21 protein-coding genes are annotated in these 19,930 nt (G+C 68.0%); 13 read left to right on the forward strand and 8 right to left on the reverse strand.

Annotated elements, in window-relative coordinates; translation table 11 throughout:
• Positions 1-44: 44 nt before the first annotated feature.
• On the forward strand, positions 45-1,058 hold the full coding sequence (locus ACGFI6_RS28295; protein ID WP_393123752.1) for an SMP-30/gluconolactonase/LRE family protein: 1,014 nt from the start codon (positions 45-47) through the stop codon (positions 1,056-1,058).
• Between the two features lie 16 nt (positions 1,059-1,074).
• Here the strand turns inward: ACGFI6_RS28295 and ACGFI6_RS28300 are convergent, their stop codons facing one another.
• Together ACGFI6_RS28300 and ACGFI6_RS28305 are read right to left on the reverse strand one after the other, a co-directional pair.
• Positions 1,075-1,368, reverse strand: a complete 294-nt coding sequence (locus tag ACGFI6_RS28300) for an HU family DNA-binding protein (RefSeq protein WP_393123754.1) — start codon at positions 1,366-1,368, stop codon at positions 1,075-1,077.
• Positions 1,369-1,445: 77 nt separating this feature from the next.
• Entirely contained in the window at positions 1,446-2,231 is a 786-nt protein-coding gene (locus ACGFI6_RS28305) for a phytanoyl-CoA dioxygenase family protein (protein WP_393123756.1), read from the reverse strand.
• Between the two features lie 47 nt (positions 2,232-2,278).
• Between ACGFI6_RS28305 and ACGFI6_RS28310 the strand changes: the two genes are divergently transcribed.
• The 8 genes from ACGFI6_RS28310 (at position 2,279) to ACGFI6_RS28345 (ending at position 9,151) form a co-directional block, all read left to right on the forward strand.
• A complete protein-coding gene (locus ACGFI6_RS28310) occupies positions 2,279-3,106 on the forward strand; it encodes a helix-turn-helix domain-containing protein (RefSeq protein WP_393123758.1) in 828 nt (275 codons plus the stop codon).
• A gap of 84 nt (positions 3,107-3,190) precedes the next feature.
• Positions 3,191-4,210 (forward strand): LCP family protein, encoded by a 1,020-nt coding sequence (locus tag ACGFI6_RS28315; RefSeq protein ID WP_393123760.1) that lies wholly within the window; start codon positions 3,191-3,193, stop codon positions 4,208-4,210.
• Positions 4,207-4,995, forward strand: coding sequence for a YndJ family protein (locus tag ACGFI6_RS28320; RefSeq protein ID WP_393123762.1), 789 nt, complete (start codon positions 4,207-4,209; stop codon positions 4,993-4,995). The genes ACGFI6_RS28315 and ACGFI6_RS28320 overlap by 4 nt, the downstream gene beginning before the upstream one ends.
• Positions 4,982-5,524 (forward strand): DUF1990 family protein, encoded by a 543-nt coding sequence (locus ACGFI6_RS28325; RefSeq protein ID WP_393123764.1) that lies wholly within the window; start codon positions 4,982-4,984, stop codon positions 5,522-5,524. Before ACGFI6_RS28320 ends, ACGFI6_RS28325 begins: the two co-directional genes overlap by 14 nt.
• Positions 5,525-5,663: 139 nt before the next feature.
• On the forward strand, positions 5,664-6,341 hold the full coding sequence (locus ACGFI6_RS28330; protein WP_393123766.1) for a uracil-DNA glycosylase: 678 nt from the start codon (positions 5,664-5,666) through the stop codon (positions 6,339-6,341).
• A 156-nt stretch (positions 6,342-6,497) separates the two neighbouring features.
• Positions 6,498-7,199, forward strand: a complete 702-nt coding sequence (locus tag ACGFI6_RS28335; protein ID WP_393123768.1) for a DUF969 domain-containing protein — start codon at positions 6,498-6,500, stop codon at positions 7,197-7,199.
• Positions 7,196-8,167: a DUF979 domain-containing protein gene (locus ACGFI6_RS28340; RefSeq protein ID WP_393123770.1), complete on the forward strand. Its 972-nt coding sequence runs from the start codon at positions 7,196-7,198 to the stop codon at positions 8,165-8,167. The genes ACGFI6_RS28335 and ACGFI6_RS28340 overlap by 4 nt, the downstream gene beginning before the upstream one ends.
• An 18-nt stretch (positions 8,168-8,185) precedes the next feature.
• Positions 8,186-9,151: a DUF2891 family protein gene (locus tag ACGFI6_RS28345; RefSeq protein WP_393123773.1), complete on the forward strand. Its 966-nt coding sequence runs from the start codon at positions 8,186-8,188 to the stop codon at positions 9,149-9,151.
• Here the strand turns inward: ACGFI6_RS28345 and ACGFI6_RS28350 are convergent.
• Together ACGFI6_RS28350 and ACGFI6_RS28355 are read right to left on the reverse strand one after the other, a co-directional pair.
• The gene (locus ACGFI6_RS28350; RefSeq protein WP_393123775.1) at positions 9,099-10,877 is read right to left on the reverse strand and encodes an ABC transporter ATP-binding protein; all 1,779 of its coding nucleotides are present in this window, start codon (positions 10,875-10,877) and stop codon (positions 9,099-9,101) included. The two genes, ACGFI6_RS28345 and ACGFI6_RS28350, sit on opposite strands and share 53 nt — an antisense overlap.
• The gene (locus ACGFI6_RS28355) at positions 10,874-12,475 is read right to left on the reverse strand and encodes an ABC transporter ATP-binding protein (RefSeq protein ID WP_393123777.1); all 1,602 of its coding nucleotides are present in this window, start codon (positions 12,473-12,475) and stop codon (positions 10,874-10,876) included. The genes ACGFI6_RS28350 and ACGFI6_RS28355 overlap by 4 nt, the downstream gene beginning before the upstream one ends.
• A gap of 196 nt (positions 12,476-12,671) precedes the next feature.
• On the opposite strand from ACGFI6_RS28355, the gene ACGFI6_RS28360 reads away from it, so the two are divergent.
• The 3 genes from ACGFI6_RS28360 to ACGFI6_RS28370 all read left to right on the forward strand — a co-directional run bounded on the left by ACGFI6_RS28360 (position 12,672) and on the right by ACGFI6_RS28370 (position 15,254).
• The gene (locus tag ACGFI6_RS28360) at positions 12,672-13,859 is read left to right on the forward strand and encodes an ROK family protein (protein WP_393123779.1); all 1,188 of its coding nucleotides are present in this window, start codon (positions 12,672-12,674) and stop codon (positions 13,857-13,859) included.
• A gap of 99 nt (positions 13,860-13,958) precedes the next feature.
• Positions 13,959-14,690 (forward strand): hypothetical protein, encoded by a 732-nt coding sequence (locus ACGFI6_RS28365; protein ID WP_393123781.1) that lies wholly within the window; start codon positions 13,959-13,961, stop codon positions 14,688-14,690.
• 39 nt (positions 14,691-14,729) lie between these two features.
• Positions 14,730-15,254 carry a hypothetical protein gene (locus tag ACGFI6_RS28370; protein ID WP_393123783.1) on the forward strand — a complete coding sequence of 175 codons (525 nt, stop codon included), beginning with the start codon at positions 14,730-14,732 and terminating at the stop codon, positions 15,252-15,254.
• Positions 15,255-15,301: 47 nt separating this feature from the next.
• Here the strand turns inward: ACGFI6_RS28370 and ACGFI6_RS28375 are convergent, their stop codons facing one another.
• A complete protein-coding gene (locus ACGFI6_RS28375; protein ID WP_393123785.1) occupies positions 15,302-16,168 on the reverse strand; it encodes a hypothetical protein in 867 nt (288 codons plus the stop codon).
• A gap of 235 nt (positions 16,169-16,403) precedes the next feature.
• Here ACGFI6_RS28375 and ACGFI6_RS28380 point away from each other — a divergent pair, with 235 nt between their 5' ends.
• Positions 16,404-16,859, forward strand: coding sequence for a GNAT family N-acetyltransferase (locus ACGFI6_RS28380; protein WP_393123787.1), 456 nt, complete (start codon positions 16,404-16,406; stop codon positions 16,857-16,859).
• On the opposite strand, the gene ACGFI6_RS28385 is transcribed toward ACGFI6_RS28380, so the two are convergent.
• Genes ACGFI6_RS28385 through ACGFI6_RS28395 form a run of 3 tightly spaced genes read right to left on the reverse strand, consistent with a single transcriptional unit; the run spans position 16,846 to position 19,916 of the window.
• On the reverse strand, positions 16,846-17,700 hold the full coding sequence (locus ACGFI6_RS28385) for a neutral zinc metallopeptidase (protein ID WP_393123789.1): 855 nt from the start codon (positions 17,698-17,700) through the stop codon (positions 16,846-16,848). The genes ACGFI6_RS28380 and ACGFI6_RS28385 overlap by 14 nt on opposite strands.
• Positions 17,700-18,626: a neutral zinc metallopeptidase gene (locus ACGFI6_RS28390; RefSeq protein ID WP_393123791.1), complete on the reverse strand. Its 927-nt coding sequence runs from the start codon at positions 18,624-18,626 to the stop codon at positions 17,700-17,702. Before ACGFI6_RS28390 ends, ACGFI6_RS28385 begins: the two co-directional genes overlap by 1 nt.
• 3 nt (positions 18,627-18,629) lie before the next feature.
• Positions 18,630-19,916: a neutral zinc metallopeptidase gene (locus ACGFI6_RS28395; protein WP_393123793.1), complete on the reverse strand. Its 1,287-nt coding sequence runs from the start codon at positions 19,914-19,916 to the stop codon at positions 18,630-18,632.
• Positions 19,917-19,930 lie beyond the last annotated feature (14 nt).

Genomic DNA, 19,930 nt, shown 5'->3' on the forward strand with positions numbered 1-19,930 from the left:
GCACGTTCTTCCGGTAAAGACCACGGATCAGGGAGGACCCGCCCATGTCACACCTCGTCCGTCGGCTCACCACACTGGCCAGTGTTCCCGTCGTACTGCTGGGTCTGGTGAGCGCGTCGGCTGCAACCGCCGCCCCAACCACGACGACCGCCACAACGAGCGCCCGGCCGTCGGTCCCGTTCCCGGACCGGATCGAGCTGCCCGACGGATTCCAGCCGGAGGGCATCGCGATCGCCCGCGGTACGGCGTACTTCGGGTCCCGCGCCGACGGCGACATCTACGCCGCCGACCTGCGCACCGGGCGCGGCAAGGTGATCAGCCAGGGCCCGGGCACCGGCTCGCTCGGAATGAAGGTGGACTCCAAGGGCCGCCTGTACGTCGCCGGGGCCGCCGGAGGCAACGGCCGGGTGATCGACACCCGCACGGGCAAGGTCCTGCAGAGCTACACGTTCACCACGAAGACCCCGACGTTCGTGAACGACGTCATCCTCGGCAAGGACGCCGCGTACTTCACCGACTCCCAGCAGCCGGTCTTCTACAAGGTCCCGCTCGGCCGTGCGAACGCCAAGCCCCAGACCATCGCGCTGACCGGCGACTACCAGCACCTGCCCGGCAACAACGCCAACGGCATCTCACTCACCCCGGACGGGCGCGCGCTGATCATGGTGCAGTCGTCCACCGGCTTCCTGCTCCGCGTCGACCCGAAGACCGGTGTCGCCCGGCGTATCGATCTCGGCGGCGCGCTGATGACGAACGGTGACGGCCTACTGCTGTCGGGTCGCACGCTGTACGTCGTGCAGAACCAGCTGAACAAGATCGCGGTCGTCAGCCTGGACCGGGCCGGGACGAAGGGCCAGGTGGTCCGGGAGATCACCAGCCCGGACTTCGACGTACCGACGACGATGGCGGCGTTCGGGAGCCACCTGTACCTGCCGAACGCCCGCTTCAGCACCCCACCGACCCCGGAGACCGCCTACTGGGTCACGGCGGTCTCCACCAAGCCGGCGAAGCACTCGATGGACGACGGCGAGTGCGACCCGATCCGGTTCTTGAAATAGCTCAGCTTGAAATAGCTCAGCGTGCAGTGCGGAGGTCGCCTCGGGCCGCGGCCTTGAGGCGGCTTCCGCACGACAGGCGCACGGAGTAGCCGGCGGGGATCGCGAGCGGCTCGCCGGTCCGCGGGTTGCGGCCGGTCCGCGGCGCGCGCAGCACCCGCTCGATGCTGAGCAGACCGGTCAGTGACACCTTCTCACCGCGCTGCACGGCCTCGGTGACGACGTCGCCGAGCGCGTCGATCACCTTCTCCGCCTGGTTCTGCGGGATGCCCGCCTTGGCGGCGACGCCGGCGATCAGTTCGCTCCGGTTCACGGCTCTCCTCAGACTCGGTTCACACTTCCCAGCCGTACCTTAACCGAAATGATTGTCGTTAGCGAGAAGGGGTCCGTTCAGAGGCCGTCGCGATCGTGCCAGTGGTTCTGCCAGCGGGCGTCGACGGCGTCGTCGGCGCGCTGGTAGCGGATGTCGGTCGACAGCCGCAGCTCGGTGGACACGTTGTCGAGCGCTGCGTGCACAGTGTGCGCGGTGTGTACGACGACGTCCCCGGCCCGGTAGTCCGCCACCAGCCAGTTTGCGTCGTACTCCGCGGCCAGTGCGGGCAGGTCCGCGGTGATGGAGGCCGCAGGTCGCTTCAACCGCCCAGCAGCCTCTTCGGCGAGCACCCTGTGGTGACTGCCTTCCAGGTACGTCAGTCCGCCGCGGCTGACCGGGCAGTCGCCCAGCGGGATCCACGCGGACAGCACCTGGTCCGTACCGTCCCGCAGGTACACCAGGTCGTAGTGCGCCTGCGTCGCCGTACCGATGCCGTTCTCACCCGGCGCCGTCTGCCGAATGATCTTCCTGCGGTGCAGGAATGGCTCCCCGTCGAGGAACCACTCGAACCACCCCTTCAAGGCCGGCTGCGCACAGAAGGCGGCGTACTCCGGTCCGGGCACGATGTCCTCAAACAGCACCTTCCGGTACGACGCCTTGTCCACAACAGTGCGCGTCACCCCGAAGTAGTACTCCCGGAACGCCAACACCACATCCGGGTCCAGCAACCCGGTCAGGTACAGGTACCCGTCCCGCTGCAGCCTCGCCCGCAGCGTCGCGCGTTCTCCACGCTCCCGCTCAGGCACGGCGACCAGTTCGCCCAGCCGCTCCGCATCCAGCACGTATCCGTTAGACGTCAGCACCTGTCCATTGCAGCGCCACCGTGCGTGCAGCGGAATGGACACCACGCATGAGCTTCTTGGACTCTTGTGACGTGCACGATTGGTCGATCTACCTGACGCCAGGCGCTGTAGAGCGCCAGCTTGGACTCTTCTGCCTGGGCGCCGGTGAGCAGACGCATGGTGCGGCGGCCGCGCCGGAGCGGGCGCTCGGCTGCCATGCGCTCGTCTGGATCAAGGAGGGTCGGGGCCGCCTGCTCCACGGACCTGATCGCCAGCTGTACGAAGTACGCGCGCCTGCGCTCCTGACGCTCTTCCCGGGCGTCGTGCACGGCTACCGCCCCACAACGCGCTGGCGTCAGGCCTGGACGCTCCTGGGCGGCTCAGCCACGGCGGCGCTCGCCTCACTCGGCCACCTCGACGTCAGCCGACCAGTACGCCAGTACGCGGACCCGCGGGCGGTGGATCGCGCTTTCACACGGCTGCTGCGCGTCAGTACGCAACACAACGCCGTACAGCTCACGGGAGCGCTCTACGACCTGCTCGCGCAGGTTGCACCGGCACAGGACGACGGCGTGGCCGCACGACTCGCTGAGGTGGCCTGTACACCGATGAGCATCCAGGAGTACGCCCGCGTGCTCGGTCTCACGGTCAAGGAGCTGCGCGACGCGGTTCGACGGACGACAGGTTCAACTCCCCATGAACTGGTCGTGACCACAAGACTCAGCTACGCAAAGGTTTTGCTCGCCGAGGAAGACCTCTCCGTGGCGGCCGTCGCACGGCGGGTGGGCTACGACGACCCGGCGTACTTCAGTCGTCTGTTCACCGCCAGGGTTGGGATGCCGCCGATCACGTTCCGGCGCTCCGGTTCGGTCTCGGGGCGGATTTCCTCCCTTTGACGGAGGCGCCATCGACTTTCCGACGTGTAAAACCATTCAGTGGGGTGACGTGTTTGAGGGCTGGGCACCGATACGGTCGTGTCCATGAGTGAAACGCAGCCCATCGACCCGCGATACGCGAACCCGTCGCCGCGACGCCCCAAGAAGCGCCGCAACTGGTTCCTCCGGACCGTCGGACTGATCGTCCTGCTGTTTGTTCTGATGCTGATCGCGGTCCCGCTCTACGCCTGGAGCCGAATCGACAAGATCGACGCGATGCCGACCGGTGACCGGCCGGCCGCCACCCCCGGTACGACGTACCTGATGGTCGGTTCGGACGCCCGCGAGGACCTCAGCCGGGCCGACCGTGCCCGGCTGCACACCGGCGGCGACGCCGGCCCGCCGCGAACCGACTCGATCATGCTGATGCACGTCCCGAAGTCCGGCCCGACCGTGCTGATCAGCATCCCCCGCGACAGCGCGGTCAACATCCCCGGCGTCTCCGGCCGGCAGAAGATCAACGCCGCGTTCGGCAAGAGCCCGGCGCTGCTCATCCAGACCATCGAGAACACCACCGGCCTGCGCATCGACCACTACGTCGAGGTCGGGTTCGGCGGGTTCGCGTCGGTCATCGACAGCATCGGCGGCATCAAGATGTGCTTGCCGAAGGCAATGAACGACGACAAGGCGCACATCAACCTCCCGGCCGGCTGCCAGCAGCTCGACGGCCCGAACGCGCTCGGCTACGTGCGCTCCCGGCACGCGGACGGCAAGAACGACTTCGGCCGGGTCGAGCGGCAGCGGCAGATGGTCGGCGCGATCGCGAAGAAGGCCAGCTCGCCGTCCACCTTCCTGAACCCGGTGCGGTACTACAACGTGGCGACCAAGGGCGTCGACGCGCTGACCGTGGACAAGGACATGAGCCTGTTCAACTTCATCGGGTTCGCCAAGGGTATGCGGGCGATCTCCGGGAGCGGCGGTGTCACGCTGACCGTCCCGATCGCGGATGACAACTACCAGCTCGGCCACAACCGCGGGGTCGCGGTGAAGTGGGACACCAAGAAGGCAACCGCGCTCTTCGACGCGATCAAGCAGGACAACACCAGCGGCCTGAAGAGCAGTTGACCGTCCTGGTCCATGCCGTGGTGAGCCTGGGCATGCTCATCGTCGTACCGCTAGGACTCACCCTGCTCCCGACGCGAACCACCAGCACCCGCTGGTGGTTCGCGTTCGCCGTACCTGGCGCAGTATCGCTCTGGCTGCCCCGTGGTGCACTCTCGATCGTCCTGGCATCGGTCTACCTCGCCGGCACGCTCGTACTGATCACGCTGGCCGCACAGCACCTCCTCCGCCACAGGCGGCTCAACGCACGACTGGTAGCGCTCTACACCGCCCTGGCCACTCCCGCGATCGCAGCACTCGCACTGGTCGCCGAGCGGTCGTCGTACGAGCTCTTCGGCTTCAACCTCACCGTGCTGTCGTTAACAGTTGCCCACTTCCACTTCGCGGGCTTTGCGGCTGCACTGATGGCGTACCTCGCTGCTGACGGTCTAGCGGCTGTGAGCGTCCCATTGGGTACTGTGACGGTCTTGCTCGGGTTCTTTCTCGGGGACGGCGTTGAGCTCGCAGGAGCCCTCGTACTGACCGCAGGTATGTGGCTGGTTGGATGGAATCTCTTGCGGCGGTCGCGGCGTGCAGACCGGGGTACGGCGATCCTCCTGGTGATCTCTGGATCCGTCCTCGTGGTGACGATGGTGCTGGCGGTCATGTGGGCGCTGGGGCATGTGGTGGACACGCCGTACCTGCCGTTGCGGTGGATGGTTGCTACGCATGGCGTGGCGAATGCTGTTGGGTTTGGGTTGTGCGGGGTGCTGGCGATGCGGCGGGAGCGGTTTGATGGAGCTGGATGACCTGGCTGGGTTGAAGTTGACGTACGACGAGGTGGGCTCGACGCAGCACGACGAGACGCCTGAGGGCTTCCACCGGCTCGAACACCGGGAGCGGATCGGTAGTGGGGACGAGGTGTTCCAGCGCGCTGCCGATGCGTTGCTGACGTGGCGCATGCACCGCACGGCGGGACTGTTCATGACGGCGACCGAGACGCCGCCACAGGTCGGCACAAGCACACTCGGGCGCCTCGGACCCGGCCTCTTGATTCCCCGCTTCCGTACAGTGGGCCTGCCAGTTCCTTGTCGGGTCGTATGGGTCGCCAACGAGCCGGACCGCGTCGGCTACGCGTACGGCACGCTCGAAGGGCACCCCGAGGCCGGTGAAGAGTCCTTCGTGGTCACGCGCGAAGCGGACGGCATTCACTTCACCATCCGCGCGTACAGCCGCGCTGCGACCTGGTACGCGAGCCTCGGCGGGCCTGTGACCCGCCTGGCCCAGCGGTACGCCGCCCGTCGTTACGCCGCTGCACTACGAAAGCTGGCGACATGAATGGGCCCCGCGAGCTCATACCTTCGCGGGGCCGCGACCTTTGTACACTCCGTCACCACACCGGCGTTTGAGCGACACGCGAACAGCGGGCAACAACCCGGGGTGCACCACGTGCCGCAGTACTGCGAGACTGTGGCGGGTGAGTCCTAAGACGTTGGCGGATCTCGTAGCACCCGACTGGGCCGAGGCGTTGGCCCCGGTCGAAGGCACCGTGTCGCAGATGGGCGAGTTCCTGCGCAGCGAGATCGCGGCGGGGCGGGCGTACCTGCCGGCCGGCGAGAACGTCCTGCGCGCGTTCCATCGCCCGCTGGCGCAGGTCAAGGTCCTCGTCGTCGGCCAGGACCCGTACCCGACGCCCGGGCACCCGGTAGGCCTGAGCTTCTCGGTTGCGCCAGACGTACGGCCGATTCCGCGCAGCCTGCAGAACATCTACCGCGAACTGATGGCGGACGTCGGCGTGACGGCACCGTCCAACGGCGACCTGACCCCGTGGGCGGACCAGGGCGTACTGATGCTCAACAGGGTGCTCACGGTCCAGCCAGGGAAGTCCGGCGCGCACCGCGGCAAGGGCTGGGAGTCCGTCACCGAGCAGGCGATCCACGCGCTCGTGAACCGCGGCGGCCCGCTGGTCGCGATCCTCTGGGGCCGCGACGCCCAGACCCTGAAGCCGATGCTGGGCAGCACCCCGTACGTCGAGAGCGCCCACCCGAGCCCCATGTCCGCAGACCGCGGCTTCTTCGGCTCCCGCCCCTTCAGCCGAGTCAACGCCCTCCTGGCCGACCAGGGCGCCGACCCAGTCGACTGGCGCCTGCCCTAACCGCTCTCACCGAAGCGCCGGAGCCCTCGGGGTTCCGGCGCTTACTGCTGTCCGGACCAGAATTTGTTTGAATGATGCATTGCAGGATCGTTCAACAATCTCCTATGGTGAGCGGAACATCCCCCCTGCAACACCGTTCCGTCCCCCGGAGGAACCATGTGGGTTCTGCTTGCTATCGCGGTGGTCGTCGTCGGTTTCGCGCTCCGGATCAACTCGATGCTGGTCGTCACGGCGGCCGGGATCGTGGCCGGCCTGATCGGCGGCCTGTCGCCGGTCAAGATCCTGGACGCGTTCGGCGACGGTTTCGCCGGCAGCCGCTCCGTCACCGTCTTCATCGTCACGCTGCCCGTGATCGGGCTGATCGAGCGCTACGGCCTGCAGCATCAGGCCCGCAAGCTGATCAGCAAACTCAAGGTCCTCACCACCGGCCGCCTGCTCGCGCTCTACATGGTGATCCGGCAGGGCACCGCCGCGGTCGGCCTGACCAGCATCGGCGGGTACGCACAGGCGGTGCGGCCGCTGATCCATCCGATGGCCGCCGGCGCCGCCGAGCGCAAGTACGGCAAGCTGCCGGAGAAGATGCAGGAGAAGATCAAGGGCTTCGCGGCCAGCTCCGACACCGTCGGCGTCTTCTTCGGTGAGGACATCTTCGTCGCGGTCGGCTCGATCCTGCTGATCACCGGCTTCGTCGACACCACGTACGGCCTGAAGCTGGAGGCGATCGACATCGCCGTCTGGGCGATCCCGACCGCCATCTGCGCGCTGCTCATCCACGGCACCCGGTTGTGGCTGTTCGACCGGCAGCTGGACAAGCTGGCGGCCGAGGCCGGGCTCGAGACCGAGGAGGCCGCCCGATGATCAAGGTCGAGTGGTTCTACTGGCTGTGCGGGATCCTCTTCGTCCTGATCGCGCTGCAGGTCGTCAACGACCGCGGCAACCCGAAACGGCTCGGCAGCGCGGCGTTCTGGGGCCTCCTCGGGGTCTCGTTCGGCTACGGCACGTTCGTCGTCCACAAGCAGGCTCCGGCCTGGCTGCTCGGCATCGCGGTGATCGCGATCGCGGCGCTGGCCGGCTTCGGCTACCCGACGCGGGGCCGGGAACGGACCACGACACCGGCCGAGCGGGAGCACTTCGCGAACAAGTTCGGCAACAAGCTTTTCCTGCCCGCACTGGTGATCCCGGTCGTCGCGGCGATCTTCGGCGCCTGGCTGGCCAAGGTGAAACTCGGCGACGGCAAGCTGCTGCTGGAGGCCGGTTCGGCGACGATCATCGGCCTCGGCGTCGCGTCGATCCTGGCACTGGTCGTCGGCATGGTTCTCTTCCGGCCGAAGTCGCCCGCCGTCCCGCTGCACGAGGGCCGCCGGCTGCTGGAGCACATCGGCTGGGCGGCGATCCTGCCGCAGATGCTGGCCACGCTCGGTCTGCTGTTCACCGCGTCCGGCGTCGGCAAGGCGGTCGGGAACGTCACCGATCACCTGATCCCGAAGGGCTCGCTGATCGCCGCGGTCGCGCTGTACTGCATCGGCATGGCGCTGTTCACGATCATCATGGGCAACGCGTTCGCGGCCTTCCCGGTGATGACGGCCGCGGTCGGCTGGCCGTTGCTCGTGCAGCAGTTCCACGGCACCCCGGCAGTCGTGTTCGCGGTCGGGATGCTGGCCGGCTTCTGCGGCACGTTGTGTACGCCGATGGCCGCCAACTTCAACCTGGTCCCGGCGGCGCTGCTGGAGATGAAGGACCAGTACGGCCCGATCAAAGCGCAGATCCCGACCGCGATCCCCTTGCTCGCCTGCAACATCGTCCTGATGTACGTCTTCGCCTTCTAGTTGATAGCAAGGAGTCCGATGAAGTACGCCGCCGCGTGGGCCGACATCGCCTGCCAGGTTCTCGACACCACTTATCCGTACGCGACCCAGCACGCGTCCGCCGGCCCGGACGACGTCGACGTGACGCCGGACCGCCTGCATCCGTCCTTCCACGGGTCGTACGACTGGCACTCCAGCGTGCACATGCAGTGGTCCCTGGTCCGGTTGCTCGCGCTGGCGCCGGACGAGGTCGGCCCGCGCCCCGCCGAGCTGCTCGATCAGCGCTTCGCCCCCGACGCCGTCGCGGCCGAGGCGGCGTACCTGCGGGAGCATCCGTCGTACGAACGCCCGTACGGCTGGGCCTGGGCAGCCATGCTCACCGCGGCCACCCGCACGACCCCGTGGGCGGCGGCGCTCACTCCGCTCGGCGACGTCATCGCGGACCTCGTGCTCGCCTGGCTGCCCAAGCAGGCGTACCCGGTGCGCCACGGCGTCCATCTCAACTCCGCCTTCGCGCTCGCCTTGCTGCACGAGGCGTACGGCGAGCTCGGCCGGCCCGATGTGGTCGAGGCGATCCGGGCCCGGTCGCTGGAGTGGTACGGCAACGACACGGCGTACGACACCCGGTTCGAGCCGTCCGGTACGGACTTCCTGTCGCCCGCGCTGTCAGAGGCGGAGCTGATGCGACGGGTCCTCCCGGAGGCCGAGTTCGGCAGCTGGTTGTCCGCGTTCCTTCCTGGGCTCGGCAAGGACGCGCACCAGCACCTGCTGGACGTACCGGTGACTGACGAGTCGGGCGACGGCCAGTTGGCGCACCTGTCCGGTCTGGCGCTGAGCAGGGCATGGCAGTTGCGGACGATCGCCCCGGCGCTGCCAGACGTTGCAGAGGTACTGCGTGCCGGTGCGGATCGTCAGGTCGACGCAGTGCTGCCGACGGTGACCGACGGGGACTTCATGTCGACGCACTGGCTGGTGTCGTTCGCGCTCCTGGCTGACCAGGCGTAGACGTACCCGTCCAGCTGCGCCACAGCTGTGCATAGCGACCACCTGTCGCCAGCAACGAGTCATGCGTCCCTGACTCGACCACCCGCCCCTGGTCGAGTACGACGATCCGATCCGCCTGCTCAGCTTGGGTAAGCCGGTGTGCGACGACCAGTGTGGTCCGGCCCGCGGTGGCCGCTGCACTAGCGCGTTCCAGCTCACGTGCACCGGCGCTACCGGCTTCAGCTGTCGCCTCGTCCAGTACTGCGATTGGTGGGTCAGCCAACACCAGTCTGGCGAAGGCGAGCTGCTGTGCCTGCGCACCGGTCAGCTGGTGGCCGTTCTCGCCAACCACTGTGTCCAGACCTTCCGGCAGCGCACGTACCCAGGCCAGCGCCCCTACCTGCTCCAGAGCAGCCTCCACCTCCTCGGGCGTCGACTCGGGACGTGCCAACTGCACGTCCTCCACCAGCGTTCCGGAGAAGACATGCACCTCTTGGCTGAGCAGGGCGACCTGCTGACGAGTCCGGTCCTCCCCCAGCGCGCGTAGGTCGACGCCACCGAGCTTCACTGCACCGCTGGACGGCGCCAGCACCCCAGCAGCAACGGCTGCGAGCGTCGTCTTCCCCGCACCACTCGCACCGACCAGTGCGACCCGCTCACCCGGCTCGAACCGCAGCGAGATCCCAGTCAGTACCTCAGGGCCGTCGTAGTGGTGGCTGATGTCCTGCAGCTCCAGCGATGCGTCAGCGGGGTCAGGGCTTGCCGGTGGTTCCGGCGCCGGCGGGATCTCGAGTACGCCGGCCAGCCGCGACAACCCTGCCGCAGCCGTCTGGATCTGGTCGAACTCCATCAAGACGACGTTGACCGGGTTGAAGAGGCGATGGAAGTACAAGGCCGCCGCCGTCACGGCACCCACGCTGACCGCGTCCGCCCGGACCAGGAAGAAGCCGGTCACCAGGATCGCCGTCAGCCCGGTGAACTCGGCGTGGTTGATCCGTGCCGAGAAGAAGCTGAACAGCCGGAACACGTTGATCGAGATGTCCCGTGCCGTACCGGACGTCTCCTCGATCTTCGCGAGCTGACGGTCTTCCAGGCGGTACGCGCGAACCGTCTGGCTGCCGCGGAGCGACGCGATGATCGCCTCGGACCGCTCGCCCATCGCCACGCGTTCCTGCTCGTAGTACGGCGCGGATCTCCGCAGGTACCAGCGCAGGGCCAGGTAGTACATCGGTACAGCGAGCAGGCCGGCCAGACCCAGCCGCCAGTCGAGCGCGAACATGCCGCCCACGGTCAGCACGATCGTCAGCGCGGCACCCAGCACCGACGGACCGACCTCGGTCAGCGCCGAGGCAACAGCTGCCACGTCGTCACCGACCCGCGAGAGCAGGTCGCCGGTACGTACCTTCTCCAGCACGGGCGCCGGTAGTTGCAGTACGCGGTCCAGCACTTGCTCACGGATTCGCGCCAGCACGGTCTCACCGACCCGTGCCACCAGCGTCACACCGAGAGCCGTCAGTACGCCCGAGAGCACTGCCGCCAGCGCGATCATCACGACCACACGTACGATGGCCGACTTGTCGCCGATGTTGTCGATCAGCACGCCAAGAGCCCACGGCGCGACCAGACCGGCCGCACTGGCCCCGGTGATCACCACGGCCGCGACAACCGACAGTACGGGCAGCCGCCGAAGCTCCCGCCACAGAACGGCCCACGTCTCCCGGGGCCCGGCGATCGGCAACAGGTTCATCGCAGCACCGCCTCCTGGTACGCAGGATCGTGCTCAGCCAGCTGAGAATGCATGCCTTCAGCAACCACCACACCGTCGGCGATCACCACGACCCGATCCATCTTTCCCAGCAGTGCGGGGCTACTCGTCAGCACCAGCGTGGTGCGCCCCTTCCGCTCCTGGGCAAGCCCTTCAGCCAGTAGCTCCTCGGTCACCGCATCCACCGCAGTACTCGGATCGTGCAATACGAGCAACGGAGGCTCAGCCAGCAGCGCCCGGGCCAGGCCGAGCCGTTGCCGCTGCCCGCCGGACAATGACTGACCACGGTCGGCCAGCGGACGATCCAGCTCGTCGATGAGGTCAGCCGCACCGGCTGCGATCATGACGCGCTCAAGGCCCCTCTCCGCCAGCAGGTTGCTGCGCAGTGTGCCTTCGAACAGGTCCGTCTCATGACGCTCCAGCAACACGGTCTGCCGTACTGCATCGACGTCCAACTCCTCCAGGGTGGTGCCCCCGACCAGCACTGTGCCCGTGTGGTCCGGTGCGCGGCCGGCGACCACGGTCAGCAGCGCGTCAGCATCCCGTGGGTCGTAGCAGAGCACTCCGACCGACTCGCCCGGACGGAGTACCAGGGTCAGCGACGACAGGGTCCCGTGCGAAACGCCTTCCAGAGCAAGAGGAGGCTGGTCCGCGGAGACGGCGGTCGAGCTGCCGGTGACGGTCAGCGGTGGGGCGCTGAAAACTGCAGCAAGGCGTTGTGCGGAGGCGCGGGAGCGGGCTATGACCTGGCTGGCGTAGCCGAGCGTTCCGACCGGTTCTGCGACGAACTGGGCCAGCCCGACCACCGTGATCAGCTCGCCGATGGTGATCCGTCCGTTCAACGCGAACCACCCGGACACACCAGCGACCGCTGCCAGCAGCAGTCCACTCAGTGCGGTCGTCACACCGTCCTGCAGCCCGTTCGTCGACGCAGCGCGCAGTGTGGCGTTCAGGGTCGCCTGGCTGGACCGCCGGTACCGCTCGGCCGCGTTGTGCTGCGCGCCGATCCCCCGCAGCGTCCGCAGCCCACTCACCAGGTCAGTAGCCAGCGCGGTCGTCTGCGCAACCGCCTCCTGCTGGCTAGACGTACGACGAGTCAACAGCGGCGACAGCGCCTGAATCCCCAGCACCAGCAGTGGTACGCCGATGAGCACACCAAGCCCCAGCGGTACGTCGACCAGCAGCAGGGACACCGACGACACGATCAGTGCCGTACAAGAGGCTGCGCCCATCGAGACGCCCCGCATCACGTACGCAGCCTTCTCGGCATCGGACGTGGCAATCGACAACAGCTCCCCTGAACGCAGGCCGGTGCGGTGACCACGTGGATCCAGCACTCGCGCCGCGATCTCCAGCCGGAGCAGGTGCGTCTCGTACTCGATCGCGCGCACCACCTGCCGCGCACCGGTCTTCCAGGCGTTGGACAGTACGGCGAACAGCACCACCATCATCAGCACGCACCACAGCAGCGGCTGCACGCGACCCGTCGACACAGCGCGATCCACGAACAGACCGATCGCCACTGGTACTGCTGCCTCGGTGGCCTGATGCAACGACAGCACCAGAATTCCCGCGACCATCCGGCCCCGATGCCGCCGAACCGCCCGCCTCAAAAGCTCCCCAGCCGCCATAGTTAGGCAACCCTAACCCAATGGAGCCGTTGACACCCGCGCCCGTTCCGCCGTACGGTCACGCGCTAATAGGAAACCTTCCTAACAACCTCTGCGCTCAGCGCGGCGAGTCGGCACGGACAGCGACGGGAGGCAGGGTTGGCTCATGGCAACGACACCCGGAACGCCGCGCCTGCTGCGCGCGATGAACGATCGCGCCGCGCTGGACCTGCTGCTCAGCCAGGGGCCGCTGTCCCGCACCACGCTGGGCAATTTGACCGGGCTGTCCAAGCCGACCGCGTCCCAGCTGCTCGCCCGGCTGGAGGCAGCGCGACTGGTCCGTCCGAGCGGGACGACGGCCGGCCGGCCCGGGCCGAACGCGCAGCTGTACGAGATCAACGGCGAGATCGCGTACGTCGGCGGGCTGGACGTCACGCCCGATCGGATCCGGGCCGCGGTCGCGGACCTGACCGGCACGGTGGTCGGACGCTACGAGCTCAGTACACCGGGACGTAGCGCCAAGGGCACCGTCGAACGAGTGGTCAAGGCGATCGAGGGCGCGGTCGGTGCAGCCGGTCTGAGCCGGGAACGCCTGCGCCGGGTGTCGATCGGCACACCGGGCGGCTTCGACCCGACGACCGGCCGGCTGCGGTACGCGACGCACCTGCCGGGCTGGCACGCCCCCCACCTGCTCGACGAACTGGCGTCCGCGATCGGTGTGCCGCTGGAGGTCGAGAACGACGTCAATCTGGCCGCGATCGCCGAGCAGCGGGTCGGCCATGCCCGTGAGCACGACAACTTCGTGCTGCTCTGGGGCGACGAGGGCATCGGTGCCGCGATCGTCATCAACGGTCGCCTGCATCGCGGCGCGACCGGTGGCGCCGGCGAGGTGGCGTTCCTGCCACTGCCCGGTACGCCGCTGATCCGCGATGTCGGCCGCAACAACGCCGGCGGCTTCCAGGAACTAGCCGGCGGCGAGCCCGTTCTCGAGCTGGCTCGTGAACACGGCCTGGAGGCCCGGACCGCGGAAGCCGCGATCGCGGTCGCGCTCCGGACCGAGGGTTCCGGCGATGCCGTACTGAAGGAGTTCGCCCACCGCCTCGCCGTCGGCCTGGCCGCGATCGTGGCGGTCGTCGACCCGGAGCTGATCGTGCTGGCCGGCGGCGTCATCACCGCCGGTGGCGAACGCCTGCGCGGGCTGATCCAGGACGAGCTCGCCGAGCTTGCCGTACCGCGGCCGCAGCTGATGATGACCGCGATCAGCGAGGACCCCGTGCTCACCGGCGCACTGCAGTCCGCATTGAGCACCACCCGCGACGAGGTCTTCGACACCGCGGGCCGACCCGTCAGTTGATCCACTGTCGCTGCGTGATGTTGCAGGCCTGTTGCAGTCCCAAACTCTTGCGTGCGGTGTGGCGTCCCACCAGTAAGACCACATCCACTCGGGAGGTCGATGATGATTCGAAGGATCATGGGTCTCGGCGCTACGGCGGCACTGGCGGTCACCGGACCGCTCGTACTGACCGGAGCCGCGCCGGCCAACGCAGGCACGACAAGCACCACAACAAGCACCGCCACTTGCGGCAATCTCGCGTCCGCGTCGGACGTTCCGGCGCAGACGTACGCCGACCGGCTCGTCCGCGCCTGGGGCCGCGGTGACACCCAGGCCACCAGTTGCTATTCCTCTGTCGCGACGGCGCACACGCTCTTCGAGCAGGCGGCGGTCGGCGGGATCCACTGGCGGCGCGTCTCCACCGAGGGCGCCGCGGGGACGATCTACGTGACGTACCACGACGATGCCCGCGGCGGGAACCTCACGATCGGCGTACAGAACGTCGGTCTGCGGTCGTCCGGCGGCTGGCACGCCGCCTCCACCGCCAGGTTCAGCGGCGAACCGCAGGCATGGAACGCGGTCCAGTGGTCGGACAACCTGGTCCGGGCCTGGGGACGCGGCGACACGAAGTGGACCTCGTACTACGCGACCTCGGCGGCGACGAAGCAGCTGCACAGCATTGCCGCCACGGGTGGCCCGCACTGGACGCGGATCGCCACGGAGGGCGCGGCCGGTACGACGTACGTGACGTACCGGAACGACGTCACCCGGCACACGCTCGTGATCGGAGTGTCGAACGTCGGCCTCTCACAGGGCGACGCCCACGCCGCGTACACGGTGCAGTACCACTGATCCCTTGAGCTCGATCTACTTGGGTGTAATCATGATTACATGAGTACAGAGACCGGGCAGGAGAAGGTGCGGGGCTGGCTGACCGGGCGGTTGCCGGGCGACTGGTTCGAGGGCGACACCGAGCTGTCGATCGATCGGGACGAGATCCTGATCGTCGGCCGGATCCCCGCGCCCGAGCAGAACAAGGATGTGAGCGCCGCCGAGCGCTCCGCGGCCGAGAGCGGCCGGATCAAGCAGTTCCGCGAGGACACTCGCGAGCGCCGCATCGAGATCGCCCGCGAGCTGGAGCATGCGGCCCGGCGCAAGGTCGCCTGGGGCGTGCGCTGCGGCGACACCCGGACCGTGTTCACCTCGCTGTCCGCGCCGGTGATGACCCGGCTCCGGCAGCCCGAGCGGCAGGTCCTCGACACCCTCGTCGACGCCGGCGTCGCCCGGTCCCGCAGCGATGCCCTTGGCTGGTGCGTCAAACTCGTCGCCCAGCACAGCGAAACCTGGCTCTCCGACCTCCGCACCGCCATGACGAAGGTCGAAGAAGTTCGCAACGCCGGTCCAGGCAACGCCTGACGGGCGGCAACCCGGTGGGGTTGCCGCCCGCTTGAGGAGGGTTGCTTCTACTGGCCCTGCTGCCAGTTGCCGTTCTGGGCATGGCCGTTGGACCAGGTGCCGCTGCTGTGCGCGGCCGGGTGCTGCTCCGGCTGCGTGGGCTGAGCAGGCTGGGCCGGCTGCTGGTAGCCGCCCTCGTAGTTGCCCTGGTAGCCGCCCTGGGCCGGGTACTCCGCGGTGCCGTTGGAGCCCATCGCGTTCGGGTCGGCGGCCGGCTTCTTGATGTTGTTCTTGTCGAACAGGTTGCCGAGCGCCCGGCCGGCCATCTCGCGGCCCCCGAGGCCGAAAGCCAGACCGAGAGCAAGCGCCGCGCCCGCGAGGACGATCAGCAGCGTGTTACCGGTCAGCTGGACCGCAACACCGAGCTGGGTCAGCGCGGCGAACGCGGCGTACACCAGCACGGCGTACCGGGCAACCTTGGCGAGGGTCTCGTTGCCGGTGGCACTCCGGATGATCGCGGCCAGGAAGTTCGCGAACAGGGCCGCCAGGCAGACGATCACGATCGCGGCGAAGATCCGCGGGATGTACGCGAGCATGTCGCTCATGAAGTTCGAGATCTCCGGCACGCCGAGCGCGGAGGCGAACATCGTGAAACTGATCAGGAACACGAACCAGAACACGACCTTGCCGAGCATCGCCGAAGCGGTCAGCCCCGTGCCCGACCGTTGCAGGATGCCGGAGACGCCGGCCCGTTCCATCCAGTTGTCGAACCCGACCCGGCCGAGGAGCTTGCCGACGAGTTTCCCGAGCACCTTGGCGACGAAGTAGCCGATGACCAGGATGACCAGGCCGCCCAGCAGGTTCGGGATGAAGCCCAGCAGCTTGCCGAAGGCGTCCTCGAACGGCTGGGTGAAATCGATCGCTAACGCTGACATCGAACGTTCCTTCCGGGACTGGCCCGCATCCGCTGTCGGCACATGACTGCCCCGACCCCGGCACGGGCGGATGCAGTGGTGTCCAGTATCACTCGTACCCTCCGATGCCGGAGGCAAACAACAATCACCGGCGAGGCGGGCAACGAAAGGTGATTGCATAAGGCAATCACTGTTTCGGTACTTCGGTGATTACCCCGGCGACTGAACCGCTTCAGGCGTTTGGGATCCTGGACCCATGAACGATCTCGTGATCCGCCGGGCCACCGCCTCCGACGTCGCCACGATCGTCGCGATGATCGCCGACGACCAACTTGGCGCGACCCGCGAGTCGGTCGACGACCTGACGCCGTACCTGACCGCGTTCGAGCAGATCGACGCCGACCCGAACCAACTGCTGATGGTTGCCGAGCGCAACGACGAGGTGATCGGCACGCTGCAGCTGACGATCATCCCGGGCCTGTCCCGGCGCGGCTCCACCCGCGGCCTGATCGAGGCCGTCCGGGTCGCCACCTCGGCCCGCGGCTCCGGCCTCGGCACCACGCTCGTCCAGTGGGCCGTCGACGAATCCCGCAACCGCGGCTGCGCCCTCGTCCAGCTCACCTCCGACAAGACCCGCACCGACGCTCACCGCTTCTACACCAACCTGGGCTTCGAAAACACCCACGAAGGCTTCAAACTCAAGCTCCGGTAACCTTGCCCGCGGGCGCGTCCCAGGTCTCGCAAGCAGCAGGCCCCTTCGCCTTGAACCCGAGCCGCAACCACCGATCGAAGTTCGCCCACCCGGACTCGTTCCGGTCGTAACCGGGGTGCCCGTAATGCGCCAGACGATCACCGCGGATCCGGAGCGTGTCCTGGTTGGCGCCCAGGAACGCCGCCGCGAAGCAGTGCGCCTGCATCTCCATCCGGTTCTGCTCCACCGTCTGCAGGGCCGGGGTCCCGACCGCCGACCAGCGGTCGCCGTACTGGTCGGCGATGCCGGTCAGCAGCTGCACATGGTGCCCGTACTCATGCGCGACCAGGTACTGCACGCCCGCCCGCGCGGTTTCCTGCGACCACCCGCCGATGTACTTCGGCCAGTTGATGTAGATGCCACGATTCGAATCGCAGTACAGGCCGGTGTAGTCCTCGCCCATCACTGCGCAGTCGGTCTTCGTTCCCGTCGGCGCGGAGTACACGGCGGACGGTGGGGCGAAGTCGAACCCGGCGCGCGTGATCACCGGCGCCCAACCCCTGTTCAGGCAGGCGACGAAGGCATTCGCGTAGCGAACCATCGTCTGCTTGTTCGTCAGCTTCGCGGTGGGCAGGGAGCAGGTGACTGGTGTGACCTGGCCGGCTCGGTAGAGCGGGTTGTGCAGCAGGAACTCTTCCTTGATCGGCTCCGGGGCCAGCGCGACTCGCGCCACCGGCGTGTGCACTGCGGCGGGGCTGGAGGCCGGGACGCTGGTTGTGGGACTGGGCTCGGGCTGGGCTGTTGTCTGAGTGCAGCCGGACAGCAGGAGGGCAGCCAGGAGGGCGGTGGCGACGCGGCGCATCAGGTGACTCGCTTTGTAGGTGCGGCCCACGTGTTGCAGGCCGAGGGTGACTTGGCCTTGAAGGCGGCCTTCGACCAATAGGTGCTGCTCTTGCGGGATCCGTGGTCGCGTGGCGCCGCCTTGTCGTCGTCGTCGCCGCCGTACGCGGCGTCGTGGTAGTCCTGGAGCCGTTCGCCGCGCAGGGCGAGCGCTGTCTGGTTCGCGCCGAGGAACGCGGACGCGAAGCAGGATGCCTGCAGTTCGAGGCGGCGACTCTGCTCGAGCCGGGCCGCACCCGCACCCGTGGTCGCCGCCCAGTGGCCGTCGTAGTACTGCATGATGCCGACCAGCTGCTGCACGTGATGCCCGAACTCGTGGGCCACAACGAACTGCAGGTACACCTGTGCCCACGTCCGGTCGCTGCCGCCGCCCACGACGTACTCGTGCCAGTCGAGGTAGATGTCGGTGTTCGACGGACAGTAGAACCCGTCGTTGGCATCACCAAAGGTTCCGCAGCCGGTCTTCGCGTCCTCGTCGACGGCGTACAGGCGGGTCGGTGTGAAGACGACGTTGGCACGCTCGACGAGCGGCTTCCAGGCCCGCTGCAGACAGTCGACGATCGCGTTCGAGTAGCCCTGCACGTCCTTCTTCGTCCGCAACGTGACATTCGGCAGCGAACAGGGCACCGCGGGGACCTGCCCGGCGGCATAGACGTCGTTCTTGAGCAGGTAGACGTCGTCCAAGGAGTCGAGATCCGGAGGAGTGTCCGACGTGGTCGGCACCGCCGGCGGCTTGGGCGTCGGTGTCCTGGGGGCAGCCGTGGTCGCGGTCGGCGTCACCGGTACGGGCATCACCCAGCCCGACGGCGGAGCGGCGACTGGTACGGCCGTCCGCCCACAGCCGGAGAGCATCACCAGTAACGCGGCGACCACAGCCGCCTTGCGCATGGTTCAGCTCACCTTGGCCGCGGGCGCGATGAACGTGTTGCAGGACTTGGGGTTCGCCGAGGCGAACGCCGGGGCGGACCAGGCCCAGTTGCTCTTCCGCGAGCCGTGGTCACGGATCTTCTTCGGGTTGTACTCGTCGCCGGAGTGCTGCGCTTCCCACTGCCAGATCTTGAGCTTGTTGCCGGACAGACCGAGCGACTTCTTGTTCGCCCCGAGGAAGGCCGCGCCGAAGCAGGTGGCCTGCAGTTCCTTGCGGCGGGTCCAGTCGAGCTCCTCCGCCTTGTTCTTCGCCCAGCCCTCCCGCGACCAGGCCGCGGTGAGCATCTCGGTCAGCTCCTGGACATGGTGACCGTACTCGTGCGCCATCGTGTCCATCATCCACACGCGCGCCGAGAGCGGATCGTCCTTGTAGAACTTGAGGTCGTTCTTCCAGCTGATGTTGATGCTCTCGTCGGCCCCGCAGTAGTAGGCGACGTCCTCCTCGCCGGTACAGCCGGTGTCCGCCTCGGTCTGGTTGGTCTGCAGCACCACCTTCGGCGAACGGAACGGGTAGCCGGCCCGTTTGAGGACCGGCGCCCACGCCTTGTCCAGGCAGGGCAGCAACGCCTTGTAGTAGCGCAGGATCGCGGACTGCGAGTTCGGCTTGATGGCCGGTTCCTTGCAGCTGACCGAGGCCACCTGACCGGCCGCGTAGATCGTGTTCTTCTGCAGCCGATCGACGTCCGGAACGACCGTCGCCGTCTCGGTGACCGTCGGATTCGGCGGGGCCGGCAGCGGGCCTTCGGGCTGCTTGACCACGGGCTGGGAGAGCGGACGCTCCACGCCGTACCGGTCGACCAGCTTGAAGCCGCCGATCGCGGCCGCGGTGAGCACCACCACGAGCACGATGGCCAGGCCGGCGACGACCGGACGCGACGTCTGGCGGGGCGGCTTCACCGGCGGCAGCTCTGCTTTGAACTGGGCGCCGGCGCCGGTCCGGGGCGGGTTCGACTGCCAGCCGGTACGGCGCGGGCCGCCGGCGCGGCGGGTGCCGGTCAGCGGGGCGGCCGGACCGCCGGCGAGCGGCGCGACCGGTGGGCCGCTGTAGTCGCTCTCGGTGCCTGGCTCGGTCGGGATCGGGCGCGCCTTCCGGCGGACGGACGAGTCGTCGAAGTCGACCGACCGCGCCTTCCCAAGGCCTGCGGGCTGCCCGCTTCTCAGCGTCAGCGGCCGGCTGCCGGGCACGGACTCGCCGGTCCCGCCGGGCAGGAAGTGTCCCGGCTGCGGCGTGTCCTCCTCGGTGTCAGGCATCGATCGTTCCCATC

The organism is Kribbella sp. NPDC048928 (assembly GCF_043197975.1).
In the GTDB taxonomy this organism is placed as follows: domain Bacteria; phylum Actinomycetota; class Actinomycetes; order Propionibacteriales; family Kribbellaceae; genus Kribbella.